The organism is Rugamonas apoptosis, assembly GCF_014042355.1.
GTDB classification, from domain to species: domain Bacteria; phylum Pseudomonadota; class Gammaproteobacteria; order Burkholderiales; family Burkholderiaceae_D; genus Rugamonas; species Rugamonas apoptosis.
On record NZ_JACEZU010000010.1, the window covers coordinates 1 to 26,540 of the forward strand.

Genomic DNA, 26,540 nt, shown 5'->3' on the forward strand with positions numbered 1-26,540 from the left:
GTTCATCCGCATTCATCGTTGAAGTTGAAATCGCCTCGCATGTTCAGGAGGGAGCTGGCGCGCCGGGCTCAGGAAAACGGCGCTAACTAAGCGATAGGCTGTGTCCGGCTATACGGGGGCAAGATCATAGAATCACCGGACTAGCATTTCTCGCACAGTTGAGCTGCCGCCTAAACATGCAAAAAAGCGCATTGCTGTACTTGATGCCCTTTTTCTTGCTTACCCATGGAAATTCCTTCGGCTGTTGCTCAAGTACCCACTGCCAGAGATTATCCAAGGTGCGGGCGCCCTTGATAGAGCTTATGTCCTTTTGCCTCGTCACACCGAGCGCTTGAGCCACTTGTTTCCGAGTAAGTAGTTGGGTGTCACTCACATCCGGACAGCATGGATGGCGATAAAAATGCAAAGTTATCCCAGGGTTCAATGCCTTTTGCTCAAGTTGGGCTTCAATGTACATAGCCAAGTCCCGAGCACCTTGAGTCATGCTACGCAATCGAACTATGGCCTTCTTCGAGATAGGGATCATCAATTGAGGCACCCATTTGATATCACCTCCATAGCCTTTGCCGGCGAAATACCGATATCCGTACTGCTGATCCCCGGCCGAGTCTAGGCCCTCAACTTCTAAATCTACAGGGAGGTCGTGCACCTCCTGACCACGCGATGGAGCGCAAAGAAGCATCGCGGCAACCGAGGTTGCGTAAATATCTTTCTGATGCGCTGGATTGAGCGGATCAAGATCGAGGGAAAAAATTTCCGCTATTGCGTCAAGCGCCAAGACATCCGGCATTTTCGTATTTCGCCTTAGCTCGGCATCCTCGCCTATTCGCTGACCGTGCTGAGTATGCGACCCTATAGGATTTTTCCAATCTGATAGGTCCGCAGCAACCAACGATTTCGCGCTCATGATGCGCGCAATGTTTCCTACGCCTCTTACCGCCTCGTAAGCTGTCTGCATGCTGCCGAAATACTCTCGTGCTATCTGCGCAGCACGGTCAAGAACGACATAATCGATTTCGGCCGGATCAGCGCTCCCCCTAACTTCAAGGAGCGCACGTTCGACTAGTCTTAACGCTGATAGCAGGAGTATTCCTTTACCTCTCGATTCTGGATTGAGACCTGCGGCATATCGCGTAATCGCTTTCGCAAACTCAATAAAATCCCGGTCCATATAATTTTGTTCGACACGGATTTTACTGCCGCCAATCCGCTTACCGAGTTTCGAAAAACAGCCCGTACCTGGCCACTGTACATCGGACCATAAAAACTCTGGGCCGAAAACTGTGATATCTTCCCGAGCAAAGCGAATAAACTCCACCATATTCTCTGCCGCAATCCGATTCGATCGAGCAGCAGAAATTGGAATATTTGCCGTCGATCCTGGCGCATCCCGAGCGTTACCAGTCATAGCAGCTTCCTCATTTGATGGGTAGGTCGCAGTTTAGTTCGTGTCGACGTGGTGCGCGACCTTATGTCCGATTCTGCTGCCGCGGCGAGTTCGCCGCGGCGTACCTCGCAACGCTGGATAACATTGATGACCGCGATAATGGTATGGTCCTCTATCCCCACCATTACTGGATTTCCCAATACAGTCAGGCGGTCCTGGCGCTCGCGTAGCAGTTCCAATAAAAATGCCTCATGGGGCCCATCCAACCAAGGCTGAAAATGCTGACATGTATAACAAGGCCGTGGTAATCGCTGCAGCCCGCACTCCGTTTCGGATCCGCACGTGGCAGCTCCATCACCTTTAAAAAGCACACGGCTTACTGCTGGGTCGTCGCCTCTGAATGCGTCAGCTTCCCGATCAACTACTTTACCCAAGAAAAGTCTTGCTAGGCCGGCCATCGATGTCGCCATGGCCAAATTAATGGATGCGGCGTGCTCAGGCAGAATTTTCGTGTATATATCAACACATGCCGTGGTGGAATGGTCGAGCAACTCTGCAATCACAAAAGTGCCGAAGCCTGCGCGGGCAGCATCAGTCCCCTTTGTGTAGCGGAGGCGCTTAGGTGATACATGCAACAGGCCCCCGCTTCGGTTTGTCGCTCCGGATAGTCTGGCATTTTCTTGGATAGTCAGTCCCATTCCCGTCGCGGTCTGGTGCCAAGCGTCAGTCTTGGACAGGTCGTGCAACGCAAGTGATATTCCCGGTTGCGGATATTCTGTCGAAATATTTATCAGTGCTTCGATTGTAGTTTTTATAGAAGACCAACTAGGGAATAACGGCAGCTCTCGATGCAGCTCTGCGAGCTCGTTTTTTCCCAAGGTAATACCGAAGTCAACCAAAATAGTCTCAAACCGACTGATTATGTCCGCACGTTGACGTATTACTGCTGCCCAGATGGGCTGTATCACAGCAACGGCTTTAAAAGAGTTTCTAAAAGACGCTCCTCGCTGCTTACTACGAGGTACATGAATCAAGAATAACGGCCGTTTGGTCTCTGCAATACCTGTCAAAGCATCTTCGTAGCAAGTATCGTCCAGGTCTTGTAGCTTAAGCGCTGCAAGCTGGATACTGCGCCGGCCAGTAAATGCAGCGAGGAGGAAAAATGTAAATTTATGATGTGTGATTTCGCCTCTCTCATAAGCAGCCATCACCGAATTTTTTAGTTCTGCCAACTCTGCTGGTTCTAGCGGACCCTCATCAGGATCAAGGCGCTTTACGGCATCACCGACCATCGGTTTTTTTAACTTCCAGCTTTCAAGTAAATCTACAACCTCCATCGATATTCCTGGATGGGACAGCTTTTTCCACGTGAGCAGAAACGGCCGGAGTAGAATCACGGCCCTATCATCTCCAAACGTTTGAAATGCGCTGCTACGGTAACTAATCAAGTTCGCGCTAGTGATTTCTTTAAGTGAGCCTCCAATAGCAGCAAAACTCACAAAGTGTCGAAATCGTGCCTCATGTTGACTTGCAGTAGCGGACGCGGTGCGTTCGGCGTAATGCGCCAATGTTGAGATGCATCCGTGGGAAATGGTCGCGCCCAGCGTGTTCCGCAGTTCTCGCGTGCTCAGCGATTTGCCTTTTTTTAAAGGCCACCTATCGGAATCGAAGTCAAAATCGTAGCCGCCGTGAGACCGGCGCATCTTATTCTCTACTGTGCTCATTCGGTGTCCTGATTGTGTAGAACTTGGCTGCCCCCCCCCCCCGGTTTACGATGTCTATTTATCTGTTGTCGCTTTGCGGGGGACGTGCATCGCAACCTCGTCATTCTTTTGAAGAGAAAGTCCTGCTAACATTGCTTTGCGCTCCAAAAAGCGAGCGTTGTACGTCTTGGCGCTACTCGAGCCCTGATTCCATCCCATCCAATAAGAGCGAATATTCTCCTGTTCCTGTTCTGACTCTGGGTCTACTTTTTGGTCCATCCACTCGCTGTAGCGATCATTCCAGGCATGTCGTAAATCATGTCCCGAAAATTGTGAGTCAGCAGGCATTGCGCGCGTAATTACGCTGATGACATTGTTGTACGACGCCTCACTCATCGGGTAACCTTGTGTTGGGCCAGACTTGTGAGTTACAAACAGATATGGAAATCTTCGCGCATTGGGAATCTTACGCCGCACGTCGACAATATACTTTCGAATCATTTCTGTTAACCGAGCGCCAAGTGCCAATCGTCGGGATAGCGTCTTCACAAGAGGCTGTTCCGTCCGAGGATCATCCTCCTGATCCGCTCGCCGAACGATCAGAATTTCACCTCGCCGGAAATCGATGTCTTCGATCCGGATATTTAGCAATTCGCCACGCCGTATTCCCAAGGAAACTAACATTTCGATAAGCAGCTGGTTCCTGTACTGTACACCCTGATCACGAAAAGGGTTGGCGATTGCGTTTGGCATCATCAACTCAACCAAGGAGGTTACACCTTCCTTTTTAAGGCCCCGCTTGCGGCTAATAAATGTATTCCGACCAGAATTCCTCGGACGCAAAGCCAATAAGATGTTCTTCACTGCCTCTACCTTAGTAGATGTGGCTACATCAAAAGACTTACCAAGCAAGAGTCGGGAAAGCCAAGTTAAGTAGTCGGCGATGTTAGTAAGTCGAATGTACTGGTACGGAGTCGTTACCGTTTGCGGGGTTCGATTAGGCCCATTGTTGCCCTTGCGAATTGGCAGATCTAGTGAACTAGAGACATGTTCGTTGAAGTTGCGTTGACAGAAATCCCTCAGGCGTGCGCACTCATGAGGCTCGAGGAACATACTTTGGAGTATTCGCTCCTCCATACTGAAACCATTTTCATTACAAAAATCAAGAAGAACCTTCAAGGTCTGGCAAGCCTTGACCATTGCACTCAAACTCAACGATGCATTTCGAACCTGCGTTGTCACATACAACGAAACGTAGTAGTTGGGTAAACCAGTGGCTCGGTCTACGAGCGCACAATATCGCTCACCGTCCGGCATGATCCACTTCCTCGCAACGAGTGCTGTCATGGGGTGACCTTAGCTTATGGACAGAAATGAGTACTAGAGGTTAAGCAGCCGGCGCTGCGGCATAGTGACAGATAGAATGCGCCGCGTTGGCCACTTAGTCAAAGCAAATCAATGGCCTGCAATTTATATTGCTATTTGATGTCTCACCTGTGAGTACTCGTACCAGCCGTGGGCCGGCACCACGGCGCGGCCCGTCTGCAACAGCCGGCGCCAGTAATTGCCGTGGATTTTCTCCAGCCGCGCCTGGTAGGCGACGGGCAGCTTGCCCACCGCCCAGGATGGACGGTAGCCCCAGTACACGTCCTCGGCCAGCGGCACGCCGCCGTGCCGGTGCAGGATCAGCCGTGCCGTGCCCGGGCTGGCGTTGTGGCTGGGTTCGGCCTGGCCACGGTAGGCCGCGTCGGCCCAGCCGAAGGCGGCCACGTAGCGCCGCGCAATATCGTTCTGATCGAATCGTCCGCACATGATGGCTCCGACCTACGTAGTCGATGACTGCATTATTCTAATGCCGAAACAATCATGGCGCAGTCGGCGCCCCCGGCGCCCCGGCGCCCGGCGCGGCGCAACGCGGCGCCGGCACGACTACCGCCTCGCTAGCCGCCAGTCCGATTTGCTCAATATTTCAGCACAATGCATGCACACGACGGGATTGCGGTGTACACTATGGTTTCTTGCCGAAGGGAAATATCATGAGTATCGCCGCCCTCAGCGCCGGCCTGTCCGGTCTGAACACCAGCCAGCGCGCGTTGGACAGCACCGCGCACAACGTCGCCAACGCCAGCACCCAGGGCTTCAAGCCCCAGCAGGTGCAGTTCCAGGAAGCCAGCCCGGCCGGCAGCGGCGTGACGCTGTCGCAACAGGCGCGCGCCCAGGCAGCAGCCACACCGGCGGCCACCTCCGGCGCGCTGCAGGGCGACAGCGGCACCGACCTGGCCAAGGAAACGACGGATGCGCTGGTCTACAAGGCCCAGTTCGACCTGTCGGCCAAGGTCATCAAGACCACTGACCAGACGCTGGGTTCGCTCATCAATATCAAGGCCTGAAATTAAGGCCTGGAATTAAGGCCAGACAACGGGCAATCCTCCTTGCAAGCACGCTTGCGCGCAAAGCAAGCTTTCAGAAAAAACATTGACAGCGATGCCCCCGCAGGGGCACACTGCGCCGGACTGGCGTGGCGCAGCGCCGTTCCCAGGCCCGGCGTCGCACGGCGTTCGCCTGCCCCCGGCCGGGCACTCTAACCTCCACCACGACCAGGGCCAGCACGCGCCCGGCGCCCGCGCGCGAATGGCAGCCGCATCCGCGATACGCGCAATATGCAATATTCGCAGTAGTCGCAATATTTGCAATTCGCGCGATATGCGCGATATGCGCCAGACCCGCAATACCGCAAGCCAACCGCCGGCTACGCCAACGAAAGGACGCCTTTGATACGCGACCAGGAAACGCTACCACCGTTGCTCGACAATGTGATCAGGGCCGACCATGCGTGACGCCGACACCGATCCCGTGCTGGACGCCCTGCCCGCGCGCCTGTCCGACATCGTGCGCGCTGGCGCCGTGCGCGCCCCGCATGATCACGCGCTGCACGACGGCCAGCGTCACTGGACCTACGCCGAACTGGCGCAAGCCGTGGACGACACGGCCGCCCTGCTGCGCAAACTGAAGGTGCGCGGCGGCGACCGCGTGATGGTGGTGGCGGAGAACTGCGTGGCGCAAGTGGTGCTGACCTTCGCCTGCGCCGCCGTCGATGCCTGGGTGGTGCATGTGAATAGCCGCCTGTCGGCGCGCGAGGTGGACCAGATCCGCGACCACAGCGGCGCGCGCCGCGTGTTCTACACTTCGTCCTGCTCGCCGGAAGCGGCGGCCCACGGCCAGCGCCACGGCGCGCGCCCGGCCGACACGCGGTTCGGCCCGTGGATGGTGGGCCAACTCAATGCGGCCTGCGTACCGGAACCCGTGCGCGCGGACGGCGCCGCGCAGACGGCGGCCCTCCTCTACACCACCGGCACCACGGGCCAGCCCAAGGGCGTGATGCTGAGCCACCGCAGCCTGCTGTTCATCGCCGCCGTGTCCAGCCGCTTGCGCGGCCTGCAGGCGAGCGACCGGGCCTGGGGCGTGCTGCCCATCTCGCACGTGTACGGCCTGGCCTCCGTGATGCTGGGTACCTTGTACGCGGGCGCCTGCCTGTACCTGTGCCCGCGCTTCCAGCCCGCGCTGCTGCTGCAAGCGCTGGAACGCGACCGCCTCACCATCCTGCAGGGCGTGCCCGGCATGTATGCGCGGCTGCTGGAATCGCTGCCCACCCGTGGCCAGCGCCTGCCCACGCAACTGCGCTTCATCTACGCGGGCGGCTCGCCGCTCACGCCCAGCTTGAAAGCGGAGGTGGAACAGTTGTTCGGCCTGCCCCTGCACAACGGCTACGGCTTGACGGAATCGGCCCCCACCATCAGCCAGACGCGCCTGGACCAGCCGCGCGCCGACACCTCGGTGGGCATGGCGATACCGGGCGTGGAGACGCGCATCGTCGATAACGACGGCGTCGACGTGGCGCCCGGCGCACCGGGCGAACTGTGGGTGCGCGGCCCCAATGTGATGCTGGGTTACTATCGCGAGCCGGGCCTGAGCGCGGCCGCCATGCGCCCCGGCGGCTGGCTCAACACGGGCGACATCGCCCGCAGCGAGGCCGACGGCGCCCTGTTCATCGCCGGCCGCACCAAGGAAGTAATCATCCGTTCCGGCTTCAACGTCTATCCGCTGGAAGTGGAGACGGTGCTCAACGCGCATCCGGGCGTGACCCAGTCCGCCGTGGTGGGCCGCGACGCGGCCGACGGCAACGAGGAAGTGGTAGCCTACGTGGAACTGGACCCGCGCCACAGCGTGACGCTGGACGAACTGCACCGCTATCTGGCGGAAGCGCTGGCACCCTACAAGCGCCCGGCCGAAATCATCGCCATGGCGGCGCTGCCGGCGGCGGCCAGCGGCAAGATCCTGAAAAACCAGCTGCGCCAGATGGCACAAGGCGCGGCGGCATACAACAAGCAAGGGAGAGATTGATCAAATGCGAACGACATTCAAGCGCGCCACGCAGGCGGCACTGGTGATGACCGCTTGCGCCACCGGCGCGGCGCGGGCCGAGGAATTCCTGGTCGGGGTGGAACTGCCGCTGACGGGCAGCCTGGCCCGGGTGGGCAACGGCATGCAGGAAGGCGTGGCCGTGGCGGCCGAGGTGTTCAACAAGAGCAACGGCAAGCACAAGATCAAGCTGGCCACGGTGGACGATGAATCGGCCCCGGCCAAGGCCATCGCGGCAGTGGAAAAGCTGGCCAGCCAGGGCGTGGTGGCCATCACCGGCGGCTACGGCTCGAACAATATCTCGCCCGCTTCGGACGCGGCCAACAAGCTCAATCTGGTCTACATGACTTCCGGCGGCGTGGACGACAGCCTGGTCAACAGCGGCCGCAAGACCTTCTTCCGCATCAATAACACGGCCGGCTATGAGCGCGCCGTATTGGGCTTGCTGAACGACGTGGGCGCCAAGTCCGTCTCCATCATCTATTCGACCAAGGAGGCGACCTCCGACCTGAGCGCCGCCGTCACCAAGGCGCTCGGTGCGCGCGGCGTCAAGGTCAACGGCCATTCCTTCGATCCGGCCATCACCGACTTCAAACCCATCGTCAACAAGATCAAGCTGCAGGACAAGCCAGACGTGATCCTGATGGTCGGCTACGAAAACGATTACGTGGGCATTCTGCGCGCCGCGCGCGTGCTCAAGCCCGGCGTCAAGGCCATGGTGGGCGTGTGGTCGCTGGCCACGCCCAAAATGGCGAGCGAGTTCCCGGACCTGATGCCCAATGTGTACGGCACAGCCCTGCTGCCCTTCCCCGCCACCTTCGAGACGGCCGACGGCAAGGCCTTCGCCGACGGCTATCGGCAGTTGTACAAGAAGGAACCGGACTACCTGGGCCAGTTCGGCTATGTGCAGGCCACGCTGCTGTTCGAAGCCATCGCGCGCGCCGCCGACAAGGGCACAGTGAAGAAAGGCGGCGTCGCAGAGGAATTGCGCAAGACCGACCGCGACACCCTGATCGGCCGCGTGCAGTTCAGCGCCAACGGCGACAACCCCAACTTCGTGCACCGCATGGGCCAGCACCAGGACAAGAAGATCGTCATCGTGTGGCCGAAGGAACACGCCACCGGCAAACCAGTCTACCCCGGCCTGCCGTGGTAACACCGGCATGACGGAACTGCTGCTCCAGGCCCTGTATTCCGGCCTGCTGCAAGGCTGCTCGTACGCGCTGATCGCACTGGGCCTGGCGCTGGTGTTCGGCGCCATGAATGTGATCAACCTGGCGCACGGCGAACTGGTGCTGCTGGCGGCTTACGTGGCCTACACGCTGGAGTCGGGCTTCGGGCTGGGGCCGGTGGCCGCCATTCCCGCCGCGCTGGCCGTCACCTGCGTGGCCTCGGCCGGCGTGTACGGTGTGGTGCGCCGCATCCGCCAGGACCGCGAAATCAATTCCCTGATCCTCACCTTCGGCATTGGGGTAATCCTCACCAATCTGATGCTGCTGGTATGGAAGGCCGACGTGCGCTCCACCAGTTCCAGCTGGCTGCAGGACGCGGTGGTACTGGGTCCGTTCTACAGCATGCGCAGCGAACTGCTGTTCGCCGTGCTGGCCGTGGTGCTGCTGGCGGCGCTGTGGTGGTGGCTGGCGCGCAGCTGGCATGGCCGCGCGCTGCGGGCCGTGGCCAGTAACCGCGACGCGGCCGCGCTGATGGGCATCCAGCCGGGGCGCGTGGAACTGCTGTCGTTTCTCGTGTCCGGCGCGCTGGCCGCCTTCGCCGGCGTGGCCCTGTACAGCTACGGCGTGATCCAGCCGGCCTACGGCGGCGCGCTCACCATCAAGGCGTTCGTGATCACCGTGCTGGCCGGCGTGGGCTCCATTCCGGGCGTGCTGCTGGGCGCCCTGCTGCTGGGCGTGTGCGAAGCGCTGACCGTCACCCTGGCCAGCTCCGCATTGCAGGAACTGGCCGGCATGGCGCTGTTCCTGCTGGTGCTGTTCGTGCTCCCCAACGGTTTGCTGGGCACGGCCCGGAGGCGCGGATGACAGACCCAAAGACACCGCACACATCGCACACGCCCCGCGCCTCTGATGTGTCCCGCGCATCTCACACATCGCATGGACCTCACCCATCCCGCACCCCGCTGCGGGCACTAATGTGGACGTGCTGCCTGGCGGTGTGCTACCTGCTGGTGCCGCTGCTGCTGGGCGACTATCGCTATGTCATGAGTTTGGTGGTGGCGGCGCTGGTGATCGCCTGCATGGCCCTGTCATGGGCCTTGCTGGGCAACCTGGGCGGGATGGTCAGCTTCGGCCACAGCGCGTTTTTTGGCGTGGGCGCCTACGTCTCGGCCCTGCTGACCACCAAAGCGGGCTTGCCGGTGCCGCTGGGGATGGCGCTGGGCGGCGCCGGCGCCGTGCTGGCCGCCATCGTCATGCTGCCCGTGCTGCGCCTGCGCGGCCCCTACTTCGCGCTGGCCATCCTCGCCTGCGCCCACATCCTGCGCATCGTGGCCACGGAATGGCGCGGCGTGACCGGGGGCGCGGCCGGCATCGCCAACATTCCCGTGCTGCCTGCGATGTTCGGCCTGGCGGCCGGTTCCAAAACGGTGGCCTACCTGCTCATGCTCACCATCGTGCTGCTGTTCGCGTGGATTTACCAGCGCATCCGCGCCAGCCACTACGGCCTGGCCCTGCGCGCCATGCACGACAGCGAGGACGCCACCCGCGTGGCAGGCGTCAACAGCACCCTGCTCAAGGGTGCCATGCTGCTGCTGTCGGCCTTCATGGCGGGCGTGGCGGGCGCGTTCAACGCTCACTACATCAACTTCCTCGAACCGGATTACGCCTTCAACAGCGTGTGGATCACGGTGCCGATCGTGGCCGCCATCTTCGGCGGCTACCGCACCATCGCCGGCCCTGTGATCGGCGCGCTGGTGGTGTTCCTGCTGGACCAGTTGCTGTTCAAGGCCCTGATGCCGACCGGCCACCAGCTGGTGCTGGGCGCGCTGCTGGTGGCCATGATGGTGGTCAGCCCAACGGGCCTGCTGCCGCTGCTGCGCCACCGGGGAGCGCGCCATGCTTGAACTGGATAAGCTGAGCGTGCGCTTTGGCGGCCTGGCGGCCGTCGATGGCGTGTCGCTGCGGGTGGACAGCCACGAGGTGCTGGGCCTGGTGGGGCCCAACGGCGCTGGCAAGACCACGCTGTTCAACGCCATTTCCGGCCTGGTGCGCCCGGCCGGCGGCGCCATCCGCTTCAACGGCGCCAACATCGTCCGCACGGCGTTGTTCCGCCGCGCACGGCTGGGCATAGGCCGCACTTTCCAGATTCCGCAACCGATGCACGAACTGACGGTGCGTGAAAACCTGATCGTCGCGCAGCGCTTCGGCACCGGCCGCGTGGACGAACAACGCATCGATGAAATCCTCGACTTCACCAGCCTGGCCGCCAAGGCCGGCAGCGATGCCGCCACCGGCCTGGCGCTGACGGAGCTGAAGGCGCTGGAAGTGGCCAAGGCGCTGGCCACCAATCCGCGCCTGCTGCTGCTGGACGAAGTGCTGGCCGGGCTGGAGACGGTGGGCAAGCGCCGCTTCATGGCCATGCTGCGCGACCTGCATGCGCGCTTTGGCGTGGCCATGATCATCATCGAGCACGACATCGAAACCATCAGCACCCTGTGCCAGCGGGTGGCCGTGCTCGATTTCGGCCGCCTGATCGCGGACGGCACGCCGGACGCCGTGTTCCGCGATCCGGCCGTGATGCGCAGCTATACGGGCACGTCTTCGGCAACGTCCACGGGAGTGCCCCATGCTTGAACTGAAGGACGTGCGGGCTGGCTACGGCGCCATCAACGTGCTGTGGGACGTGTCGCTGACGGCCGCCGCCGGCCAGCTGACAGCCATCATCGGCCCCAATGGCGCCGGCAAGACCACACTGCTGCGCGCCATCATGGGCCTGCTGCCCTTGGGGGCGGGCCAGGTGGTGCTGGACGGCCTGGCGCTGCACGGTGCGCCGGCCTGGCGCATGGCTGAACTGGGCGTGGCCATGGTGCCCGAGGGGCGCATGGTATTCCGCGACATGAGCGTGGAGGAAAACCTGGTCCTGGGCGCCTTCCTGCCGGCACACCGGCCGCACGTGAAGACGCGGCTGGAACAGGCTTACGCCACCTTCCCGCGCCTGCGCGAGCGGCGCAAACAGGCGGCCGGCGCGCTGTCGGGCGGCGAGGCGCAGATGCTGGCCCTGGCGCGCGGCCTGATGTCCGAACCGCGTTTGCTGATCGTGGACGAACCGTCGCTGGGGCTCGCGCCGCTGGTGGTCAACGAATTGTTCGATATCCTGGCCGGCCTGAAAGCGGCCGGCCGCACCATCGTCCTGGTCGAGCAGAACACGGAACGGGCGCTGGCCATCGCCGACCATGTGTACCTGATGCAGAGCGGGAAAGTGGCCCTGTCGCAGCCGGCCCGCGAAGTGGACCTGGCGCGCCTGCACGACCTGTATTTCGCCCGCTAGCCTGTTAGCCCGCTAGCCTGCCGGCCTGCTAGCCCGTTCGTCCACGGCCCAGTCGCGCGCCGCCCCGGTGCTGGCTGTGGCACACTGAACTTTTTGCACGCATGGGCCCGGGCATGGACCACGGTGAGGACAATCCGCAACCGCCGCGCCGCCGCAAGGAGGACGCGGAGGAAGCCATGCCGCGCTATCTCGATCCCGGCGACACCGTATTCACCCTGTGGGGCCGGGTGCTGCGGGCCCGCTACCGCCACCTGGCCGCCGCCGTCACCCGCCACATCATCCAGCGTCCGCTGCACATCGGCATATCGGCCCGCATCTTCCACCCGGAGCCGGGCGCGCGCGGGCTGCGCAGCAAGAAGCTGCAATACCTGGAGGAGTCGATCGCGCAGTGGGTGATGTCGCGCGACGTACTGGTGTTCATGATCCCTACCGTGAACACGGACGGCCTGCTCCACCCCAGTAACATCCGCCTGCGCGACTACGCGCGCCACCTGGACGGACTGGTGCTGCAAGGCGGCGCCGACGTCTCGCCCCAAAGCTACTCAGAATCACCGACCCGGCCCGAATGGAGCGGCGACCGCGCGCGCGACATGTACGAGCTGGAACTGCTGCATGAATTCGTGGAGGCGGGCAAGCCGGTGCTGGGCGTGTGCCGCGGCTGCCAGTTGATCAATGTGGCCTTCGGCGGCACGCTGTACCAGGACATCGCCTCCGACGTGCCCACCGCGCAGCCGCACGTGCATGACGATTACGACCGCCACCGCCACGCCGTCACGTTCCCGCGCGGCTCATCGCTGGCCAAGCTGTTCCAGGACCAGGCGCCGGGCGTGGTCAACTCCATCCACCATCAGGCCGTCAAGACGCTGGGACGCGACATGATGATCGAAGCGCTGTCCGTGCCGGACCAGATGGTGGAGGCGATCCGCTATCGCAAGGCGCCGTTCGTGATGGGCTTGCAGTGGCATCCGGAATTCCACCGCGCGGGCGGCGTCGAGCTGCTCGACTGCACGCCCATCCTCGACAACTTCCTGCGGGTGGCGCGCGAGACGCGATTCTGAACGGCGAGCGCCCGTAATTAGTTGATTACTCAAGTATCTGCGCGGCGCCGGCGCTGCCGCACCGCAGCTTGTCACCAGCCGCCATGCGGTATAGCATGCGTTGAACCGGCCCCGCAGCTTTAAAAAATGAAGGGAGTGCCCACCATGTCTGCGCTGCGTTACGCCATGCTGATCACCACCTGCCTGTGGCCGGCGTTCGCCCTTGCGCAAGCGGCCGCGCCGCTCATCGTCGGCTACAGCCTGCGCCCGCCCTACACCATCGCCGCGCCGGATGGCTCGCTCAGCGGCCTGCTCGGCACGCCGGCCACGCAAGCGTTCCGGGCCGCCGGCATCGCCGCCGAATGGCGCGCCATGCCGCCCAACCGGCAACTGGCCATGGTGAAAAACGCGGCCACGCCCAGTTGCGCCGTGGGCTGGGCCGTCACACCGGAACGCGCGCACTTCGCCAAATTCACCCGTCCCATCTACCGCGATCACGGCTGGGTGGCGCTGGCCAATGTGAAATTCGCCGCGTACGGCGACACCACGCTGCTGGCGGCCTTGCAGCGCAAGGACACCCGTGTCCTGGTCAAGGATAACTACTCCTACGGCGCGCAGATCGACCAGATGCTGGCCGAGCTGCACCCCATCACCGCCGTCACCACCACCACCGTGATGAAGATGGCGCATTCCGTCAGCAGTGGCATGGTGGACCTGATGTTCGCGCCTGAGGAGGAAGCGCGCTACGTGCTGGAACACGCCGGCGAACAAAGCGCCAACCTGCGCCTGCTGCGCTTCAGCGATATCCGCAGCGATAACACGCGCCACATCATGTGCGGCCTGGCCGTGCCGGACGAGATCATCGAACGCCTGAACCGGGTCATCAGCTTCAGGTAGGGTCGTTCCGGAAGCGGGCGATGGCTTCCTCCACCATGCCTTCGGCGCTGCCGCGCGCCAGGAACTGGGCGCGCAGGTGCTGCGCGTCGCCACCCTCGCGCACCACCTGCTCCAGGTGCGCCAGCGCGGCGATGCCGCCCAGCGCCGCGCTATGCGGCGCCATGGCCGCCAGTGTGGCCAGGATGTCGTCGCGCAGCGGCAGGTTGTCGTAGCTGCGCGGGTGCACCAGCGTGCCGTCCAGCCCGAAGCGGCAAGCCTGGAAACGGTTGTAGTTGTAGACCAGGTAGTCGTCCTCGCACGGCATCTCGTGCCGGTGTTCCAGCAGGTAGCTGCACAAGGCCTGCAGGTAGGCGGCCAGCGCGGCGGCCCGTTGCACCGTCAGCGGCGTGTCGCACACGCGCAGTTCGATGGTGCCGTATTCCGGCTTGGGCCGGATATCCCAGTAAAAGTCCTTCATGCTCTTGATCACGCCCGTATGTTCCATCTTGGCGAAGTAATCGTCGGCGAACTGGCTCCAGCGCAGCATGAACGGCGCCCGCCCGCTCATGGGGAAGGCGAACACGGAATTGAGGCGGGCCGAATGGAACAGCGTGTCGTTGCCCTGCACGAACGGCGACGAGGCCGACAAGGCGATGAAGTGCGGCACGTAGCGGCCCAGCGCGTGCAGCAGGTACAGCGCGTCGTCGCCGTTGGCGCAGCCGATGTGCACGTGCTGGCCGAACACGGTGAACTGCTTGGCCAGGTAGCCATACAGGGCCGACACCTGCTGGAAGCGGGGCTTGGCGAAGATGCGCCGCTCCGACCAGGTCTGGAACGGATGGGTGCCGCCGCCGCAGATGCCGATGTTGAGCATCTCGCCGGCCTGCACCAGCTTGTCGCGCACCTGCTCCAGCTGCGCCAGCAGTTCCGTATGGTTGGTGTGCACGTCCGAGTTAATCTCGATCATGCTCTCCGTGATTTCAGGCGTCACATTGCCGGGGAAGGGTTTACGGGCCAGCAGGTGCAGCAAGTCCGGGCTCGACGAAGACAGGTCGAAGTCGGACAGGCTGACCAGTTGCAGCTCCAGTTCCACGCCCATGGTCAGGGGCACGGAGTTCTTGAACGGTTCCAATGCCATGTCAGGCCTCCGGTCGTTGGGTTTCGTTGGCCCACACCAGCGCACACTGGGTGAGAATGGGGCCCACCAGTTCCAGCAGCAGGATCATGGCGGCCAGCGCCGCCAGCTCGTCCACCAGCACCACACCCATGTCGCGGGTCTGCTCTAGCAGCAGCGTGATGAACACCGACATGGGCGACAGCGCGATCCCCGTCAACAGCCCCTTGCGCCAGGACGCGCCGCCCGGATGCGAGAACAGCGCCACGGCCAGCATCTTGACGATGAAGCGCGCGCCCACCAGCACCGCGCCCAGCGCGGCGCCCTCCACCACCCGCTCCCACGGCAGCACGGTGACGGCGAACACGAACAGCAGCACCGTCAGCAGTTCGCCGATGCTGCCAAAGTTACGCTCGGTGCGCGCGAAGGCCACGCGCCGGTGGCGCGCCACCAGGCCGAACGCCAGCGCCGCCAGCACGGGCGACAGGTTGGCCGCGTGGGTCAACGCCACCAGCAGCACCACGCCCAGCGCGAAGCCTACGGTGCCGTCCTGCGACAAGGTGCCCAGGCGGCGCAGCAGGGCCGGCGCACCATAGCCGAACAGCGCGCCCAGCGCGGCCGACGCCGCCAGCTCGATCAAGCTGTGCGAAACGGCCTGCCACAGGTTGCCGGAAGTCTGGAACACCCAGACCCCTACGATCACCTTGAATACGAACACGGACAGCACGCAGTTGATGGCCACCAGGTGCAGCACCCGTTCCGTCACCTGGCCGGAGCTGTTCTGCTCATTGACCACCCGCAGCACGCCGGCCGGCGAGGTGGACATGGCCAGCGACGCCAGCAACAGCGACGTCAAGGGCGGCATGCCGGTGAGCTGGGAAATGCCGTACACGGCGCCAAACGTGGCGGCCGCCTCGGCCAGCCCGCTGACGGCGATCCAGGGATTGATGCGCAACCAGTGCAGGTTGATGCGGTAGCCGAATTCGAACAGGATCAAGCCGAAACCGAGATTGGCCAATAGTGTGACGGTGCTGGAGGCGCCGCTGGCCAGCGCATCCGGCCATACCTGGGCCAGGCCGAAGCCCACCAGTCCATACATGCTGATACGGGGCACGCGGACCCAGCGGTGCGCGCACTCCCCAGCCAGCCACGCCAGCGCGATGGCGAGCGGCCAGCCCAATTCCGTTAACACGAGGTCAAGATGCGGCATGCGCCTCCCTACTGTTGTGGACTTGGCGCCATATTGCCCATCCTTGCCCGCGCTCACTGTGCGGTACTAAACATAAGGAGCGTGGCGGGGGGCGCAGTCCAGTCATGGCAGGGCGGCGCGCATCCGCCACGAGCGCACGCGCCGGGAGGCGCGGCGCGTACGGGTACTTGAGGCTTACAACTTGATTTCCGTTCCCAGCCGTTGCAGGAACTGGCCCAGCCAGGCCGGATGGGCGGGCCAGGCCGGTGCCGTGACGAACTGGCCATCCGTGACGGCCTGGTCGACCGGGATATCGGCATATTCGGCGCCGGCCTGGCGCACTTCCGGCGCGCAGGCCGGATAGGCCGAGATACGCTTGCCGCGGATGACGTCGGCCGCCGTCAGCAACTGGGCGCCGTGGCAGACGGCGGCGATCGGTTTGCCGGCCGCCGCCATCTGCTGCACGATCTCGATCACGCGCGGGTTCAGGCGCAGGTACTCGGGCGCGCGGCCGCCGGCGATCATCAGGGCGTCGTACTTGGCCGCGTCCACGCTGTCGAAAGCGGCGTTGAGGGTGAAGCGGTGGCCCGGCTTTTCCGTGTAGGTCTGGTCGCCTTCAAAGTCGTGGATGGCGGTCTTGATGGTGTCGCCCGCTTGCTTGCCGGGACAGACGGCATGCACCACATGGCCCACCATCTGCAGTGCCTGGAACGGCACCATGGTCTCGTAGTCTTCCGCGAAATCGCCGGTCAGGAACAGTATCTTCTTAGCTGCCACGGTATATCCTTTCGAAAAGGGTTGAGGGCCGGGGCGGCCTGGAAAGTTATCCAAACCACCACGGCCCTCAAAGTGTAACCCGATTCGAATCGCGGCGCCGCGCGCCTCTTACTTCTGCAGCACCTGGCGGATGGTGGCGGCCAGGTCCTCGGCCACGAACTTGGCCACGTAGGCGTCCGCGCCCACGCCCTTGACGTGGTCCTCGTTGGTCTTGCCCGACAGCGAGGAGTGGATCACCACCGGAATCTTGGAGAAACGGGCATCCTGCTTGATCAAACGGGTCAGCGTGAAGCCGTCCATCTCCGGCATTTCCAGGTCGGTCAGCACCAGCGCCACGCGCTGGTCGACGGCCACCCCTTCGGCCTTGGCGCCGTCGGCGATATGCTGCAGCCGGTCCCACGCTTCCTTGCCAGTCTTGGTCATGATGAAGTGCACACCCATGGCCGTCAGGCCCTTCTCGATCAGGCTGCGCGCCACCACCGAGTCGTCGGCCGCCAGGATGATCTGGCCCGGCTTGAGCAGCAGTTGCGGGCCGATGGTTTCCGGGTCCACGTCCTTGCCTTCGGGCGGCACCAGCTCGCGCAGGATGGTTTCCACGTCCAGCACCTGGGCCAGGCGGGTGTTCTGCACGTCGCCGTCAACGCGGGCGATACTGGTCACGCGGCCGCCGGCCGTGCCTTCGGCCGTCAGCACCTGGCTCCAGTCCAGGCGCACGATCTCGTCCACCGACTCCACCGCGAAGGCTTGGGTGGTGCGGGCGAATTCCGTCACCAGCATGATGTTCAGGCCCGTCTTGGGAATCACGCCGACGATGGACGGCAGGTCCAGCACGGTGATGATCTGGCCGCGCAGGTTGACTACGCCCAGCATGTGCGGCGAGGAGCCGGCCACGGCCGTCACTTCCGGCATGGCGACGATTTCACGGATCTTGAAGACGTTGATACCAAACAGCTCGGAATGGTCGCCGTTCGCGTCGCCACCGAGGCGGAACAGCAGCAGTTCGAATTTATTGGAGTTGGTCAGGTTACTGCGTTCGTCAACTTCCTGTTGAACTGATTTCATTTCTCATCTCCGTGTTCGGTCATAGTGGCGCCCCGGCTGCGGCCGGTCGCTGGCCCATAGGTAAAGTCCTGCCCACGCAATCGTAACATTGCGCTGCCAGTATAGCGAATAAGCATGTAAATACGACAGCTTTGGGCCGCCGCGAGGTCATTCTGGCGCATGTTATACAACGTTCGCGCCGATGGCGATGTACTGCTTGCAGAAAGATTGACGCCGATGCCAGATCGGTCCGACATGGAACAAGATGGACGTAAAAAAAGGAAGCCAGCGGGCTTCCTTTTTTTTGAATCTGGAGCGGGAGAAGAGTCTCGAACTCTCGACCTCAACCTTGGCAAGGTTGCGCTCTACCAACTGAGCTACTCCCGCGGAGAGCCCGTATTATGACAGAAAGATTTCCGCTTGGCCAGTATCCGGGCCAACTTTCTTAAAAAACATGATTGCCATCCATCCCCTATAATTTGCCAGCTCAACACAGAATGGAACAGGGAACGGGAATGGATGCGATCGAAGTGGTGCTGGCCATGTTGCTGGCCGTGGTGGCCAGCGCCTTCATCGTGCGCGTGCTGCCGCGCGCGCCGCTGCCGCTGGTGCAGATCGGGCTGGGCGCGCTGATCGCGGCCAAATCGAGTCACGGCGTGGACCTGGAACCGGAACTGTTCTTCCTCACCTTTTTGCCGCCGCTGCTGTTCCTCGATGGCTGGCGCATCCCCAAGAGCGGCCTGCTGCGCGACAAGGGCACCATATTGGAACTGGCACTGGGCCTGGTGGTGTTCACCGTGCTGGGCGCCGGTTTCCTGATCCACTGGCTGATCCCGGCCATGCCGCTGCCGGTGGCGTTCGCGCTGGCGGCCATCGTCTCGCCCACCGACCCGGTGGCCGTGTCGGCCATCGCCGCCCGCGCGCCCATCCCCAAACGATTGATGCATATCCTGGAAGGCGAATCGCTGCTCAACGACGCCAGTGGCCTGGTGTGTTTCCGCTTCGCCGTGGCCGCCGCGCTGACCGGCCATTTCTCGCTCGGCTCGGCCGCCCTCACCTTCCTGTGGCTGGCATGTGGTGGGCTGGCGGCAGGGATCGCCATCACCCTGCTGGTGACGGGCGCCCTGCGCTGGCTCACGGCGCGCTTTGGCGAACCGTCAGGTTCGCCCATCCTGGTCAACCTGCTGCTGCCGTTCGGCGCCTACCTGGGCGCCGAACACCTGCACGCTTCCGGCATCCTGGCCGCCGTGGCGGCCGGCGTCACCATGAGTTATGTGGAGCTGAGCGGCCACGCGCTGGCGGCCACCCGTATCCACCGGGCCGCCGTGTGGGACACGGTGCAGTTCGCGCTGAACGGCATCATGTTCGTGCTGCTGGGCGAACAACTGCCCGACATCTTCCATGGCGCCCGCGAATCCATCGCCCAAAGCGGCCACGCCAATCCGTGGTGGCTGGCCGCGTACGCGCTGGCCATCAGCGCCGGCCTGCTGGTGCTGCGCTTTGGGTGGGTGTGGGCTTCGCTGCGGCTCAGCATCTTCAAGCATCACATGCGCGGCCAGCCCCGCGCCAAGATCAAGCCGCGCCTGTTGCTGGCCACCTCGCTGGCCGGGGTGCGCGGCACCATCACCCTGGCCGGCGTATTGACGCTGCCGCTGGTGATGCCCGACGGCTCGCCCTTCCCTGCGCGCGACCTGACCATATTCCTGGCCAGCGCCGTGATCCTGATCTCGCTGCTGGCGGCCAGCATCGTCCTGCCGCATCTGCTGCAGGACGTGCACTTCCCGGACGAACCGGCCGAACAGCGGGCCGAGGACCGGGCCCGGCGCGACGCAGCGACGGCCGCCATCATCGCCGTCGAAACGGCCCAGGTGGAACTGATGCCGCGCAGCGAAGACGCGCAAGCCTGGCCGCAGGCGGCGGCGCGCGTGATCGCACTGTACCGGCACCGGCTGCACGAGGCCGACAGCGACGGCGAGAGCGACGGCGGCAGCCGCGCCGCGATGCGCGAATTGGCCAACGCGGAACGGGCGCTGCGCCTGGCCGCGCTGGCGGCCGAGCGCGACGCCATTTTCCGCCTGGCGCGCCACGACCTGCTGCCGGACGACGTGACCCGCAAGCTGGTGCGCGAAATCGACCTGGTCGAGGCGCGCTACAATTAACGTTTTCAGAACCACACCAAGCACACCATCATGATGACCATCTTCGCCGCACCCGTATTCGACGCCACCGTCATTTTCGAGGACAAGGAATTATTCAAGGGCCAGGGCGCCGCCAAGGGCTGGGCCGAAAAACTGGCGCGCGAGCTGGAAACGGAAATCACCGTGCAGAAAATCGGCACCGGCTGGGCCCTGTGCGGCACCGTGGACGGCGAGGCGTGCCAGTGGGGCATTCACGGCCAGCGGCTCAAGCGCATCAACTAATGGTTCAACCCGAAAGCCCGCCTTGCGTTCGGACTTTCGAGTCAACGTTGTTTTAGCGTTCGATTAAGATTAACTTAACAATAGCGTTTGCTTTTCAGGTATTTTATGGATCGGCGCCGCCACGAGCCGCGCCATTCAACCTAACCTGAAGGGGACGTCCACATGCACCAGCATCCACGCTTCAAGCAACGCCTGACCCAAGCCGCGCTCGCGCTGAGCCTCGCCGCCTCGATCGCGCCCGGCATCGCCCTGGCCCACGACGCCGCCACCGCCGCGCCCCAGTACGCCTCCATCATCGCCAGCCCGCTGCGCACGGCCGACGACATCAAAGGCGACGCCAAGCGCCATCCGGCCGTGTTCCTGGCCTTCACCGGCGTGCAGCCCGGCATGAAAGTGCTGGACGTGGCCGCCGGCGGCGGCGCCACCTCGCAGTTGCTGGCGCTGGCCGTGGGCAGCGGCGGCGAAGTATGGGCCCAATCCCAGAAAGCCTCGCCGGCCATGGAAAAGCGCCTGGCCGAGCATCCGCAAGCCAACCTGCACCCCGTGCTGCAAAGCTTCGACAACCCGGTGCCGGCCGGCGCGCCGGCGCTGGACCTGGTCACGCTGATCATGAATTACCATGACATCGTCAACCTGCCCACCGACCGCGCGGCCATGAACAAGCACATTTACGACGCGCTCAAGCCGGGCGGCCACTTCATCGTGATCGATAACGCGGCCAAGGCAGGCAGCGGCCTGAGCGCCACCAACACCCTGCACCGCATCGACGAGGCGACGCTGGTGGAGGAAGTGACCAAGGCCGGTTTCGCCGTCGAAGCCAGCAGCGACTACCTGCGCGCGCCGTCCGACCCGCGCGAACAGCCGTTCTTCAAGATGGAAGGTAAGCCGGACGACAAGTTCGCCATCCGCTTCGTGAAGAAATAAGCGTCCGCCCGCCCCTGCCGTCAGCGCACGAAGGTCAGCGTGTGCGCGGCGGGGCCAGGCAGCAGCGGCGTCTGGCGGCCCGCCACCCAATCCTCCCGGCCGTCGAGGAAGTATGGCGACAGCGGATGGCCGCTCTGCCCGCCCGGCATATTGAAGATGCCCTGCTCCTCCTTACCTGGCGTCACCGTCAAGCGTTCCGACTGGCCGAACGTGGGCCCCGCCACGCGCGGCATGTGGCTGTCGCCAGGCAGCATCTCGGCCGGCACCTTGAGCCAGCGGCCCAGCAGCGGCACGGCGCTGGAGAATGGATGGGCGCTGGCGGCCGTGTTGCGCTGGCCCCAGGTGGCCGCCGCCAATGGCTGGCCATCCTTGGTCAGGTCGGCGATCACGCGGTCGATGGCCGCCAGTTGCAGCTCCTGCCAGTTGGCGTACGACGCCGGCAGCCAGGCGGCCGGTTTGGCGTCCACCAGGCGCGCCAGCGGCACCGGCCAGCGCTGCGTGACGCCGGCCATCGTTGATTTGGGATCGAGCTTGGCCAGTTCGTCGTTGGCGTGCTCGAACACGATGTCGTACAGCGCGTGCATGTAGCCGCGCGCGATGCGGTAGCCGGTCGAATCGACGCTGGCATGGCCGGTCCAGCTATCCTTCAACAGCCGCAGCGCTTCGGCGCGCTGCGCGTGACCCGCCACGGCCTTGCCATTGTCGGCCGTCAGCACCTTGAGCGCCCGTTCGCGCCAGCCTTCCATGAACACGGCACGGTCGTCCAGCCCCACCGCGTACACTTGCGGCACACTCGTCTTGCCACCCAGCGCGCGCAAATCGTCGCGCACCTGATGCGTGCGCGCGCCCAGGTCGAAGCCGCCGTCACCGATCAGCGCCGCACCGGGGCCAGCCAACTGGCGGCTGTTGGCGGTGGCCAGCTGGCCGCCGGCCGGATTGAACACGCGCGGGTAGTCGGCCGGCGCCAGCCAGCCTTGCCACACGCCAGCCGCGTCGCCCGCCGCCAGCGGATAGGTGGCCGCATCGCCCGTGGCGGCGCGGCGCGGCAGCGGGCCGGCGATGGTCCAGCCGATGTTGCCACGATCGTCGCCGGCCACGAAATTCTGGGCCGGGATGCCCAGCGTGGGCGCGATCATCAGCGCCTGCTCCACCGAGTTGGCCGATTCCAGCCGCAAGGCGTTGAAGTTGACGGCGGCCGCCGTGTGGGCCGTCCAGTGCACGGCGTACTGGCGGCCGGCCACTTCGCGGATCGGCCCCAGCGACGTTTCGCGCACCAGCAGCTTGTCGGCCGGCGCCCCCTTGACGAGGATGATTTCCTCATGCGGGGCCGGCGTCTCCCAGCCGGTTTGGGTGCGCACTTGGCCGGGGTGGGCGCCGTCTGAATCGAGTGCGATCAGGTCCAGGTAATCGCCGTAGCTGTTGGTGAAGCCCCAGGCCACGCGGCCATTGCTGCCCACCACCACGGCCGGCGTGCCGGGCAGGGTCACGCCCACCACGCGGCGCTGGCCACCGCCCGCGTCCGGGAATTGCAAGGCCGCCCGGTACCAGGTATTGGGCAGTTGGATCCCCAGGTGCATATCGTCCGACACGATGGCGCCGCCGTCGGCGCTGCGGCTGCCCGCCACGGCCCAGTTGTTACTGCCCACCATATCGAGGAAGGCGATGGACGCGGTTTGCGGTGCGCCTTGCGCGCGCGGCCTGCCCCACCACGCGGGTGGCGCGGCCGGAATCGGCGCTTCGGCGTCGGCCAGCTGGTCGGCGTCCAGCGGCGCATCCCACTGGCTGGCCGTGGGCGCCAGGAACGCGCGCTGGGCCTCATCCGTATTCGCCATCAGCCAGCCGCGCGCCAGTTCGCGCGGTTCCTGGCCGCCCTGCAAATCGAAATACATGGCCCAGATCACCAGTAGCGTGTCCTCGGCCGACCATGGGCGCGGCGCCATGCCGATCAGCGCATATTCGAACGGCCGCGCGCTCAGCGCCTGCAAGCCCGCGTTGACGCCGCCCACGTAACGATCCAGCAGCGCACGCTGGCCGGCCGGCATGTCCCGCAGCGCCAGCGTGGCGCGGGCGCGGAAACGGTGCAGCCGGTGCACGCGGTCCACGCCCAGCGCGCGGGCGCCGAACAGTTCGGACAGTTCACCGGCCGCCACCCGGCGCAGCAAATCCATCTGGAAGTAGCGGTCCTGGGCATGCACGTAGCCGGTGGCATAGGCCACGTCGAGCCGGTCGGCGCCGCTGATGAGCGGCACGCCGTGCGCGTCGCGCGCCACACTCACCTGCGCGTGCAAGGCCGGCACCTGTAGTTCGCCATCCAGTTGCGCCATGCTGGCGCGCAGGTACAGCCAGCCGCCCAACGCGCTCGCCGCCACCAGTCCCGCCGCGCCCAGCGCGATCCGCCCCGTCCACACCCTCGTTCTGCTCTTGCGCATGCATTTCCCTCTCGTCAGCGGCTGGCGCCGGCGGCAACCAGCGGGCAAGTGTGCCAGAAAACGGCGCGCCGGGATAGCGCGCGCCGGCCCCACAAAATTGCGCGCGGCACGGCCCGCATCTGCTACATTAGGCACACGATCGACTCGCTTGCAAGCTACCAGCCGCCATGCTCACCGCCCCCATTCCCGACAACGAAACGCAACGCCTGGCCGCGTTGCGCGCGCTGCTGATCCTGGACACGCCGCCCGAGGAACGTTTCGACAAGGTGGTCGCCTTCGCCCAGGCGGAATTCGACGTACCGGTGGCGCTGATCTCGCTGGTGGACAGCGAACGCCAGTGGTTCAAGGCCAACGCCGGCCTGCCCATGTGCCAGACCGCGCGCGGCATCTCCTTCTGCGGCCACGCCATCCTGCAACCCGACATCCTGGTGGTGCCCGATGCGCTGGCCGACGCCCGCTTCGCCGACAATCCGATGGTGACGGGTGAGCCCCATGTGCGCTCTTACGCCGGCGCGCCGCTGATCGCGCCGTCCGGCCTCGCGCTGGGCACCTTGTGCCTGATCGACTACCGCCCGCGCCAGTTCGACGCGGTGGAACTGACCATCCTGGCCACCCTGCGCGACCTGGTGGTGCAGGAACTGTATCCGCCCGCGGAGGCGCCCCATGTCTGACCGCGCCGCGAGAACCCTGCTGCTGGTGGAACCGGAAACGCTGCTGCGCCGTACCGTCTCGCTCACGGCGCGCACGCTGGGGCTGGGCAATGTGCACGAGGCGGCCAGCCTGGCCGAAGCGCGCCGCCTGCTGCGGGACCAGGCCTTCGACGGCGCCATGATCGCCATCGACTGCGAAACGTGCGCCAGCACGCCCTACGACCTGGGCCTGCTGGACCTGGTGCGGCTTGGCCATTCAGCCAGCGCGCCCACCATTCCGATCGCCGTGCTGGCCGACAGCGCCACCGCGCCCATGCTGCACGAGCTGCGCGAGCGCGACGTCAAGCGCGTCATCCTCAAGCCGTTCCGGGCCCGGGTGCTGCTCGACGCGTTCGCGGAATTCGACGGGTCCGGCGCCTGAGCGCGGACGGCGCAGCCCGCCGTCCCCGTCCTACTGGAACGCCACCTCCGTGAAGCTGCGCAGTTTGCGGCTGTGCAGCTTGTCCACGCCCAGCGCGCGCAGCATCTCCATGGCGCGGATGCCGATGCGCAGGTGCTGGTCGACCCGCTCGCGGTAGAAGTGATTGGCCATGCCGGGCAGTTTGATCTCGCCGTGCATGGGCTTATCGCTCACGCACAGCAAGGTGCCGTACGGGACGCGGAAGCGGAAACCGTTAGCGGCGATGGTGGCGCTTTCCATGTCCAGCGCCACGGCGCGGCTCTGGCTGAAACGGCGCTCCGGCGTGCGCTGCGGCAGCAGCTCCCAGTTGCGGTTGTCGGTGCTGGCCACGGTCCCCGTGCGCATCACGCGCTTGAGGTCATGGCCCGTCAGCTGCGTCACCTCGGCCACGGCCGCCTCGATCGCCACCTGCACCTCGGCCAGCGGCGGGATCGGCACCCACAGCGGCAAGTCCTCATCCAGCACATGGTCCTCGCGCACGTAGCCGTGGGCCAGCACGTAGTCGCCCAGTTGCTGGGTGTTGCGCAAGCCGGCGCAGTGGCCCAGCATCAGCCACGCGTGCGGCCGCAGCACGGCCACGTGGTCGGTAATGGTCTTGGCGTTGGCCGGCCCCACGCCGATGTTGACCATGCTGATGCCGCTGCCATCGGCCCGGATCAAGTGATAACCGGGCATCTGCGGCAGCCGTGGCAACGGCGCGCCGTGTGCGTCGCCCGGTTCGGCCGCCGTGCCGGCGCGGCGCGTGACCAGGTTGCCCGGCTCGATGAAGGCGATGTAGTCGTCCTGCCCGTCCTTGAGCGGTTCGCTCATCAGGGACAGGCCCAGCTTCACGAATTCGTCGATGTAGAACTGGTAGTTGGTGAACAGGACGAACTTCTGGAAGTGCTCCGGCGACGTGCCCGTGTAGTGGCGCAGCCGCTGCAACGAGTAATCGACACGCGGCGCCGTGAACAGGGCCAGCGGCTCGGGCTTGCCGGGCGGCGTTTCGTGGGTGCCGTTGGCAATGCCGTCGTCCATCGCGCCCAGGTCCGGCAAGTCGAACACGTCGCGCATCAGCAAACGCCGCTCGGCGCTCAGGCTGCCCTCGATGTGTTCATGCTCGGCGAACGAGAAATGGATGGGGATGGGCTGGGTGCTGATACCCACCTGCAGATGCACGGACTGGCGGCTGCCGTGGTTCTTCAGCAGCAGGCGGAATTGCTGCTGGTAGTAATTCGCGTACAGGTCGGGGCGGGTGAGCGTGGTCTCGTAGGTGCCAGGGCCGGCCACGAAACCGAACGACAGGCGCGAGTCGGCGCGCGCCACGGTGTCCGTGTGCACGCGCACGAAGGGGTAGCAGGCGCGCACCCGCTCGCCCACATCCTCGCCGGCCACGAAGCGCCGCATGGCTTCGCGCAAGTGGCCGATGCTGCCATCGTAAATGGTTTTGACCTGCTCCCAGGCGGCCTCCGGATCGTCGAACAACATGGGGGCGATGAACGGGCGGTGATGCATGGCGGCTCCTTCGACGGCGATAACGTGGGGCAATTAACGCCAGTGTATGCGAACCGCAGGATCAGTGCCAACATTCATGCAATTCGGTGTCAGGTCTGTCAATTGGACACGGCCTCAGCC

The 26,540-nt window shown here is 64.2% G+C and carries 24 protein-coding genes and 1 tRNA gene; 14 read left to right on the top strand and 11 right to left on the bottom strand.

Annotation, left to right across the window (positions count from 1 at the left end; translation table 11 throughout):
* Positions 1–124: 124 nt before the first annotated feature.
* The 4 genes from H3H39_RS19160 to H3H39_RS19175 form a co-directional block, all read right to left on the bottom strand.
* Complete coding sequence (locus H3H39_RS19160) at positions 125–1,408, bottom strand: hypothetical protein (RefSeq protein ID WP_182155502.1); 1,284 nt, start codon at positions 1,406–1,408, stop codon at positions 125–127.
* Positions 1,405–3,111 carry a site-specific integrase gene (locus H3H39_RS19165; protein WP_182155504.1) on the bottom strand — a complete coding sequence of 569 codons (1,707 nt, stop codon included), beginning with the start codon at positions 3,109–3,111 and terminating at the stop codon, positions 1,405–1,407. The genes H3H39_RS19160 and H3H39_RS19165 overlap by 4 nt, the downstream gene beginning before the upstream one ends.
* A gap of 54 nt (positions 3,112–3,165) precedes the next feature.
* Positions 3,166–4,437: a tyrosine-type recombinase/integrase gene (locus H3H39_RS19170; RefSeq protein WP_182155506.1), complete on the bottom strand. Its 1,272-nt coding sequence runs from the start codon at positions 4,435–4,437 to the stop codon at positions 3,166–3,168.
* Between the two features lie 123 nt (positions 4,438–4,560).
* Entirely contained in the window at positions 4,561–4,902 is a 342-nt protein-coding gene (locus H3H39_RS19175; RefSeq protein WP_182155508.1) for an SOS response-associated peptidase family protein, read from the bottom strand.
* Between the two features lie 224 nt (positions 4,903–5,126).
* Here H3H39_RS19175 and H3H39_RS19180 point away from each other — a divergent pair, with 224 nt between their 5' ends.
* The 9 genes from H3H39_RS19180 (at position 5,127) to H3H39_RS19220 (ending at position 13,943) form a co-directional block, all read left to right on the top strand.
* Positions 5,127–5,480 carry a flagellar basal body protein gene (locus tag H3H39_RS19180; protein ID WP_182155510.1) on the top strand — a complete coding sequence of 118 codons (354 nt, stop codon included), beginning with the start codon at positions 5,127–5,129 and terminating at the stop codon, positions 5,478–5,480.
* Positions 5,481–5,919: 439 nt separating this feature from the next.
* Positions 5,920–7,491, top strand: coding sequence for a class I adenylate-forming enzyme family protein (locus H3H39_RS19185; RefSeq protein WP_182155512.1), 1,572 nt, complete (start codon positions 5,920–5,922; stop codon positions 7,489–7,491).
* Positions 7,492–7,495: 4 nt separating this feature from the next.
* Positions 7,496–8,665, top strand: a complete 1,170-nt coding sequence (locus tag H3H39_RS19190; protein ID WP_182155514.1) for an ABC transporter substrate-binding protein — start codon at positions 7,496–7,498, stop codon at positions 8,663–8,665.
* 7 nt (positions 8,666–8,672) lie between these two features.
* Positions 8,673–9,545 carry a branched-chain amino acid ABC transporter permease gene (locus tag H3H39_RS19195; protein ID WP_182155516.1) on the top strand — a complete coding sequence of 291 codons (873 nt, stop codon included), beginning with the start codon at positions 8,673–8,675 and terminating at the stop codon, positions 9,543–9,545.
* 110 nt (positions 9,546–9,655) lie between these two features.
* The gene (locus H3H39_RS19200) at positions 9,656–10,585 is read left to right on the top strand and encodes a branched-chain amino acid ABC transporter permease (protein ID WP_182155518.1); all 930 of its coding nucleotides are present in this window, start codon (positions 9,656–9,658) and stop codon (positions 10,583–10,585) included.
* Positions 10,578–11,315: an ABC transporter ATP-binding protein gene (locus H3H39_RS19205; protein WP_182155520.1), complete on the top strand. Its 738-nt coding sequence runs from the start codon at positions 10,578–10,580 to the stop codon at positions 11,313–11,315. Before H3H39_RS19200 ends, H3H39_RS19205 begins: the two co-directional genes overlap by 8 nt.
* A complete protein-coding gene (locus H3H39_RS19210; protein ID WP_182155522.1) occupies positions 11,308–12,009 on the top strand; it encodes an ABC transporter ATP-binding protein in 702 nt (233 codons plus the stop codon). The genes H3H39_RS19205 and H3H39_RS19210 overlap by 8 nt, the downstream gene beginning before the upstream one ends.
* A gap of 101 nt (positions 12,010–12,110) precedes the next feature.
* Complete coding sequence (locus H3H39_RS19215) at positions 12,111–13,067, top strand: gamma-glutamyl-gamma-aminobutyrate hydrolase family protein (protein ID WP_182155524.1); 957 nt, start codon at positions 12,111–12,113, stop codon at positions 13,065–13,067.
* Positions 13,068–13,211: 144 nt separating this feature from the next.
* The gene (locus tag H3H39_RS19220) at positions 13,212–13,943 is read left to right on the top strand and encodes a substrate-binding periplasmic protein (RefSeq protein ID WP_182155526.1); all 732 of its coding nucleotides are present in this window, start codon (positions 13,212–13,214) and stop codon (positions 13,941–13,943) included.
* Here the strand turns inward: H3H39_RS19220 and H3H39_RS19225 are convergent.
* The 5 genes from H3H39_RS19225 to H3H39_RS19245 form a co-directional block, all read right to left on the bottom strand.
* Positions 13,936–15,060 (bottom strand): YbdK family carboxylate-amine ligase, encoded by a 1,125-nt coding sequence (locus H3H39_RS19225; RefSeq protein WP_182155528.1) that lies wholly within the window; start codon positions 15,058–15,060, stop codon positions 13,936–13,938. The genes H3H39_RS19220 and H3H39_RS19225 overlap by 8 nt on opposite strands.
* A 1-nt stretch (position 15,061) precedes the next feature.
* The gene (locus tag H3H39_RS19230; RefSeq protein ID WP_182155530.1) at positions 15,062–16,246 is read right to left on the bottom strand and encodes a cation:proton antiporter; all 1,185 of its coding nucleotides are present in this window, start codon (positions 16,244–16,246) and stop codon (positions 15,062–15,064) included.
* A gap of 174 nt (positions 16,247–16,420) precedes the next feature.
* Positions 16,421–17,002, bottom strand: coding sequence for a DJ-1/PfpI family protein (locus tag H3H39_RS19235; RefSeq protein ID WP_182155532.1), 582 nt, complete (start codon positions 17,000–17,002; stop codon positions 16,421–16,423).
* A 108-nt stretch (positions 17,003–17,110) separates the two neighbouring features.
* Positions 17,111–18,064 (bottom strand): chemotaxis protein, encoded by a 954-nt coding sequence (locus H3H39_RS19240; protein WP_182155534.1) that lies wholly within the window; start codon positions 18,062–18,064, stop codon positions 17,111–17,113.
* A gap of 290 nt (positions 18,065–18,354) precedes the next feature.
* Positions 18,355–18,430, bottom strand: a tRNA-Gly gene (locus H3H39_RS19245).
* A 128-nt stretch (positions 18,431–18,558) separates the two neighbouring features.
* On the opposite strand from H3H39_RS19245, the gene H3H39_RS19250 reads away from it, so the two are divergent.
* From H3H39_RS19250 to H3H39_RS19260, 3 genes are all read left to right on the top strand, one after another.
* Complete coding sequence (locus H3H39_RS19250) at positions 18,559–20,202, top strand: Na+/H+ antiporter (protein WP_182155536.1); 1,644 nt, start codon at positions 18,559–18,561, stop codon at positions 20,200–20,202.
* Positions 20,203–20,235: 33 nt separating this feature from the next.
* Positions 20,236–20,463 (top strand): hypothetical protein, encoded by a 228-nt coding sequence (locus tag H3H39_RS19255; RefSeq protein ID WP_182155893.1) that lies wholly within the window; start codon positions 20,236–20,238, stop codon positions 20,461–20,463.
* Positions 20,464–20,625: 162 nt separating this feature from the next.
* Positions 20,626–21,387 (top strand): class I SAM-dependent methyltransferase, encoded by a 762-nt coding sequence (locus tag H3H39_RS19260; protein ID WP_182155538.1) that lies wholly within the window; start codon positions 20,626–20,628, stop codon positions 21,385–21,387.
* Positions 21,388–21,407: 20 nt separating this feature from the next.
* Here H3H39_RS19260 and H3H39_RS19265 read toward each other — a convergent pair whose 3' ends face one another.
* Positions 21,408–23,816, bottom strand: a complete 2,409-nt coding sequence (locus H3H39_RS19265) for a penicillin acylase family protein (RefSeq protein ID WP_182155540.1) — start codon at positions 23,814–23,816, stop codon at positions 21,408–21,410.
* A gap of 167 nt (positions 23,817–23,983) precedes the next feature.
* Between H3H39_RS19265 and H3H39_RS19270 the strand changes: the two genes are divergently transcribed.
* Together H3H39_RS19270 and H3H39_RS19275 are read left to right on the top strand one after the other, a co-directional pair.
* Complete coding sequence (locus H3H39_RS19270) at positions 23,984–24,487, top strand: GAF domain-containing protein (RefSeq protein ID WP_182155542.1); 504 nt, start codon at positions 23,984–23,986, stop codon at positions 24,485–24,487.
* Positions 24,480–24,887: a DNA-binding transcriptional response regulator gene (locus H3H39_RS19275; RefSeq protein WP_182155543.1), complete on the top strand. Its 408-nt coding sequence runs from the start codon at positions 24,480–24,482 to the stop codon at positions 24,885–24,887. The genes H3H39_RS19270 and H3H39_RS19275 overlap by 8 nt, the downstream gene beginning before the upstream one ends.
* A gap of 30 nt (positions 24,888–24,917) precedes the next feature.
* Here H3H39_RS19275 and H3H39_RS19280 read toward each other — a convergent pair whose 3' ends face one another.
* Complete coding sequence (locus tag H3H39_RS19280) at positions 24,918–26,420, bottom strand: AMP nucleosidase (RefSeq protein WP_182155545.1); 1,503 nt, start codon at positions 26,418–26,420, stop codon at positions 24,918–24,920.
* Between the last annotated feature and the right edge of the window lie 120 nt (positions 26,421–26,540).

What these genes read in the sequence shown, in the direction of transcription:
- H3H39_RS19160 (WP_182155502.1), bottom strand. Translation starts at nt 1,408, where the DNA reads ATGACTGGTAACGCTCGGGATGCGCCAGGATCGACGGCAAATATTCCA.
- H3H39_RS19165 (WP_182155504.1), bottom strand. Translation starts at nt 3,111, where the DNA reads ATGAGCACAGTAGAGAATAAGATGCGCCGGTCTCACGGCGGCTACGAT.
- H3H39_RS19170 (WP_182155506.1), bottom strand. Translation starts at nt 4,437, where the DNA reads ATGACAGCACTCGTTGCGAGGAAGTGGATCATGCCGGACGGTGAGCGA.
- H3H39_RS19175 (WP_182155508.1), bottom strand. Translation starts at nt 4,902, where the DNA reads ATGTGCGGACGATTCGATCAGAACGATATTGCGCGGCGCTACGTGGCC.
- H3H39_RS19180 (WP_182155510.1), top strand. Translation starts at nt 5,127, where the DNA reads ATGAGTATCGCCGCCCTCAGCGCCGGCCTGTCCGGTCTGAACACCAGC.
- H3H39_RS19185 (WP_182155512.1), top strand. Translation starts at nt 5,920, where the DNA reads ATGCGTGACGCCGACACCGATCCCGTGCTGGACGCCCTGCCCGCGCGC.
- H3H39_RS19190 (WP_182155514.1), top strand. Translation starts at nt 7,496, where the DNA reads ATGCGAACGACATTCAAGCGCGCCACGCAGGCGGCACTGGTGATGACC.
- H3H39_RS19195 (WP_182155516.1), top strand. Translation starts at nt 8,673, where the DNA reads ATGACGGAACTGCTGCTCCAGGCCCTGTATTCCGGCCTGCTGCAAGGC.
- H3H39_RS19200 (WP_182155518.1), top strand. Translation starts at nt 9,656, where the DNA reads ATGTGGACGTGCTGCCTGGCGGTGTGCTACCTGCTGGTGCCGCTGCTG.
- H3H39_RS19205 (WP_182155520.1), top strand. Translation starts at nt 10,578, where the DNA reads ATGCTTGAACTGGATAAGCTGAGCGTGCGCTTTGGCGGCCTGGCGGCC.
- H3H39_RS19210 (WP_182155522.1), top strand. Translation starts at nt 11,308, where the DNA reads ATGCTTGAACTGAAGGACGTGCGGGCTGGCTACGGCGCCATCAACGTG.
- H3H39_RS19215 (WP_182155524.1), top strand. Translation starts at nt 12,111, where the DNA reads ATGGGCCCGGGCATGGACCACGGTGAGGACAATCCGCAACCGCCGCGC.
- H3H39_RS19220 (WP_182155526.1), top strand. Translation starts at nt 13,212, where the DNA reads ATGTCTGCGCTGCGTTACGCCATGCTGATCACCACCTGCCTGTGGCCG.
- H3H39_RS19225 (WP_182155528.1), bottom strand. Translation starts at nt 15,060, where the DNA reads ATGGCATTGGAACCGTTCAAGAACTCCGTGCCCCTGACCATGGGCGTG.
- H3H39_RS19230 (WP_182155530.1), bottom strand. Translation starts at nt 16,246, where the DNA reads ATGCCGCATCTTGACCTCGTGTTAACGGAATTGGGCTGGCCGCTCGCC.
- H3H39_RS19240 (WP_182155534.1), bottom strand. Translation starts at nt 18,064, where the DNA reads ATGAAATCAGTTCAACAGGAAGTTGACGAACGCAGTAACCTGACCAAC.
- H3H39_RS19250 (WP_182155536.1), top strand. Translation starts at nt 18,559, where the DNA reads ATGGATGCGATCGAAGTGGTGCTGGCCATGTTGCTGGCCGTGGTGGCC.
- H3H39_RS19255 (WP_182155893.1), top strand. Translation starts at nt 20,236, where the DNA reads ATGACCATCTTCGCCGCACCCGTATTCGACGCCACCGTCATTTTCGAG.
- H3H39_RS19260 (WP_182155538.1), top strand. Translation starts at nt 20,626, where the DNA reads ATGCACCAGCATCCACGCTTCAAGCAACGCCTGACCCAAGCCGCGCTC.
- H3H39_RS19265 (WP_182155540.1), bottom strand. Translation starts at nt 23,816, where the DNA reads ATGCGCAAGAGCAGAACGAGGGTGTGGACGGGGCGGATCGCGCTGGGC.
- H3H39_RS19270 (WP_182155542.1), top strand. Translation starts at nt 23,984, where the DNA reads ATGCTCACCGCCCCCATTCCCGACAACGAAACGCAACGCCTGGCCGCG.
- H3H39_RS19275 (WP_182155543.1), top strand. Translation starts at nt 24,480, where the DNA reads ATGTCTGACCGCGCCGCGAGAACCCTGCTGCTGGTGGAACCGGAAACG.
- H3H39_RS19280 (WP_182155545.1), bottom strand. Translation starts at nt 26,420, where the DNA reads ATGCATCACCGCCCGTTCATCGCCCCCATGTTGTTCGACGATCCGGAG.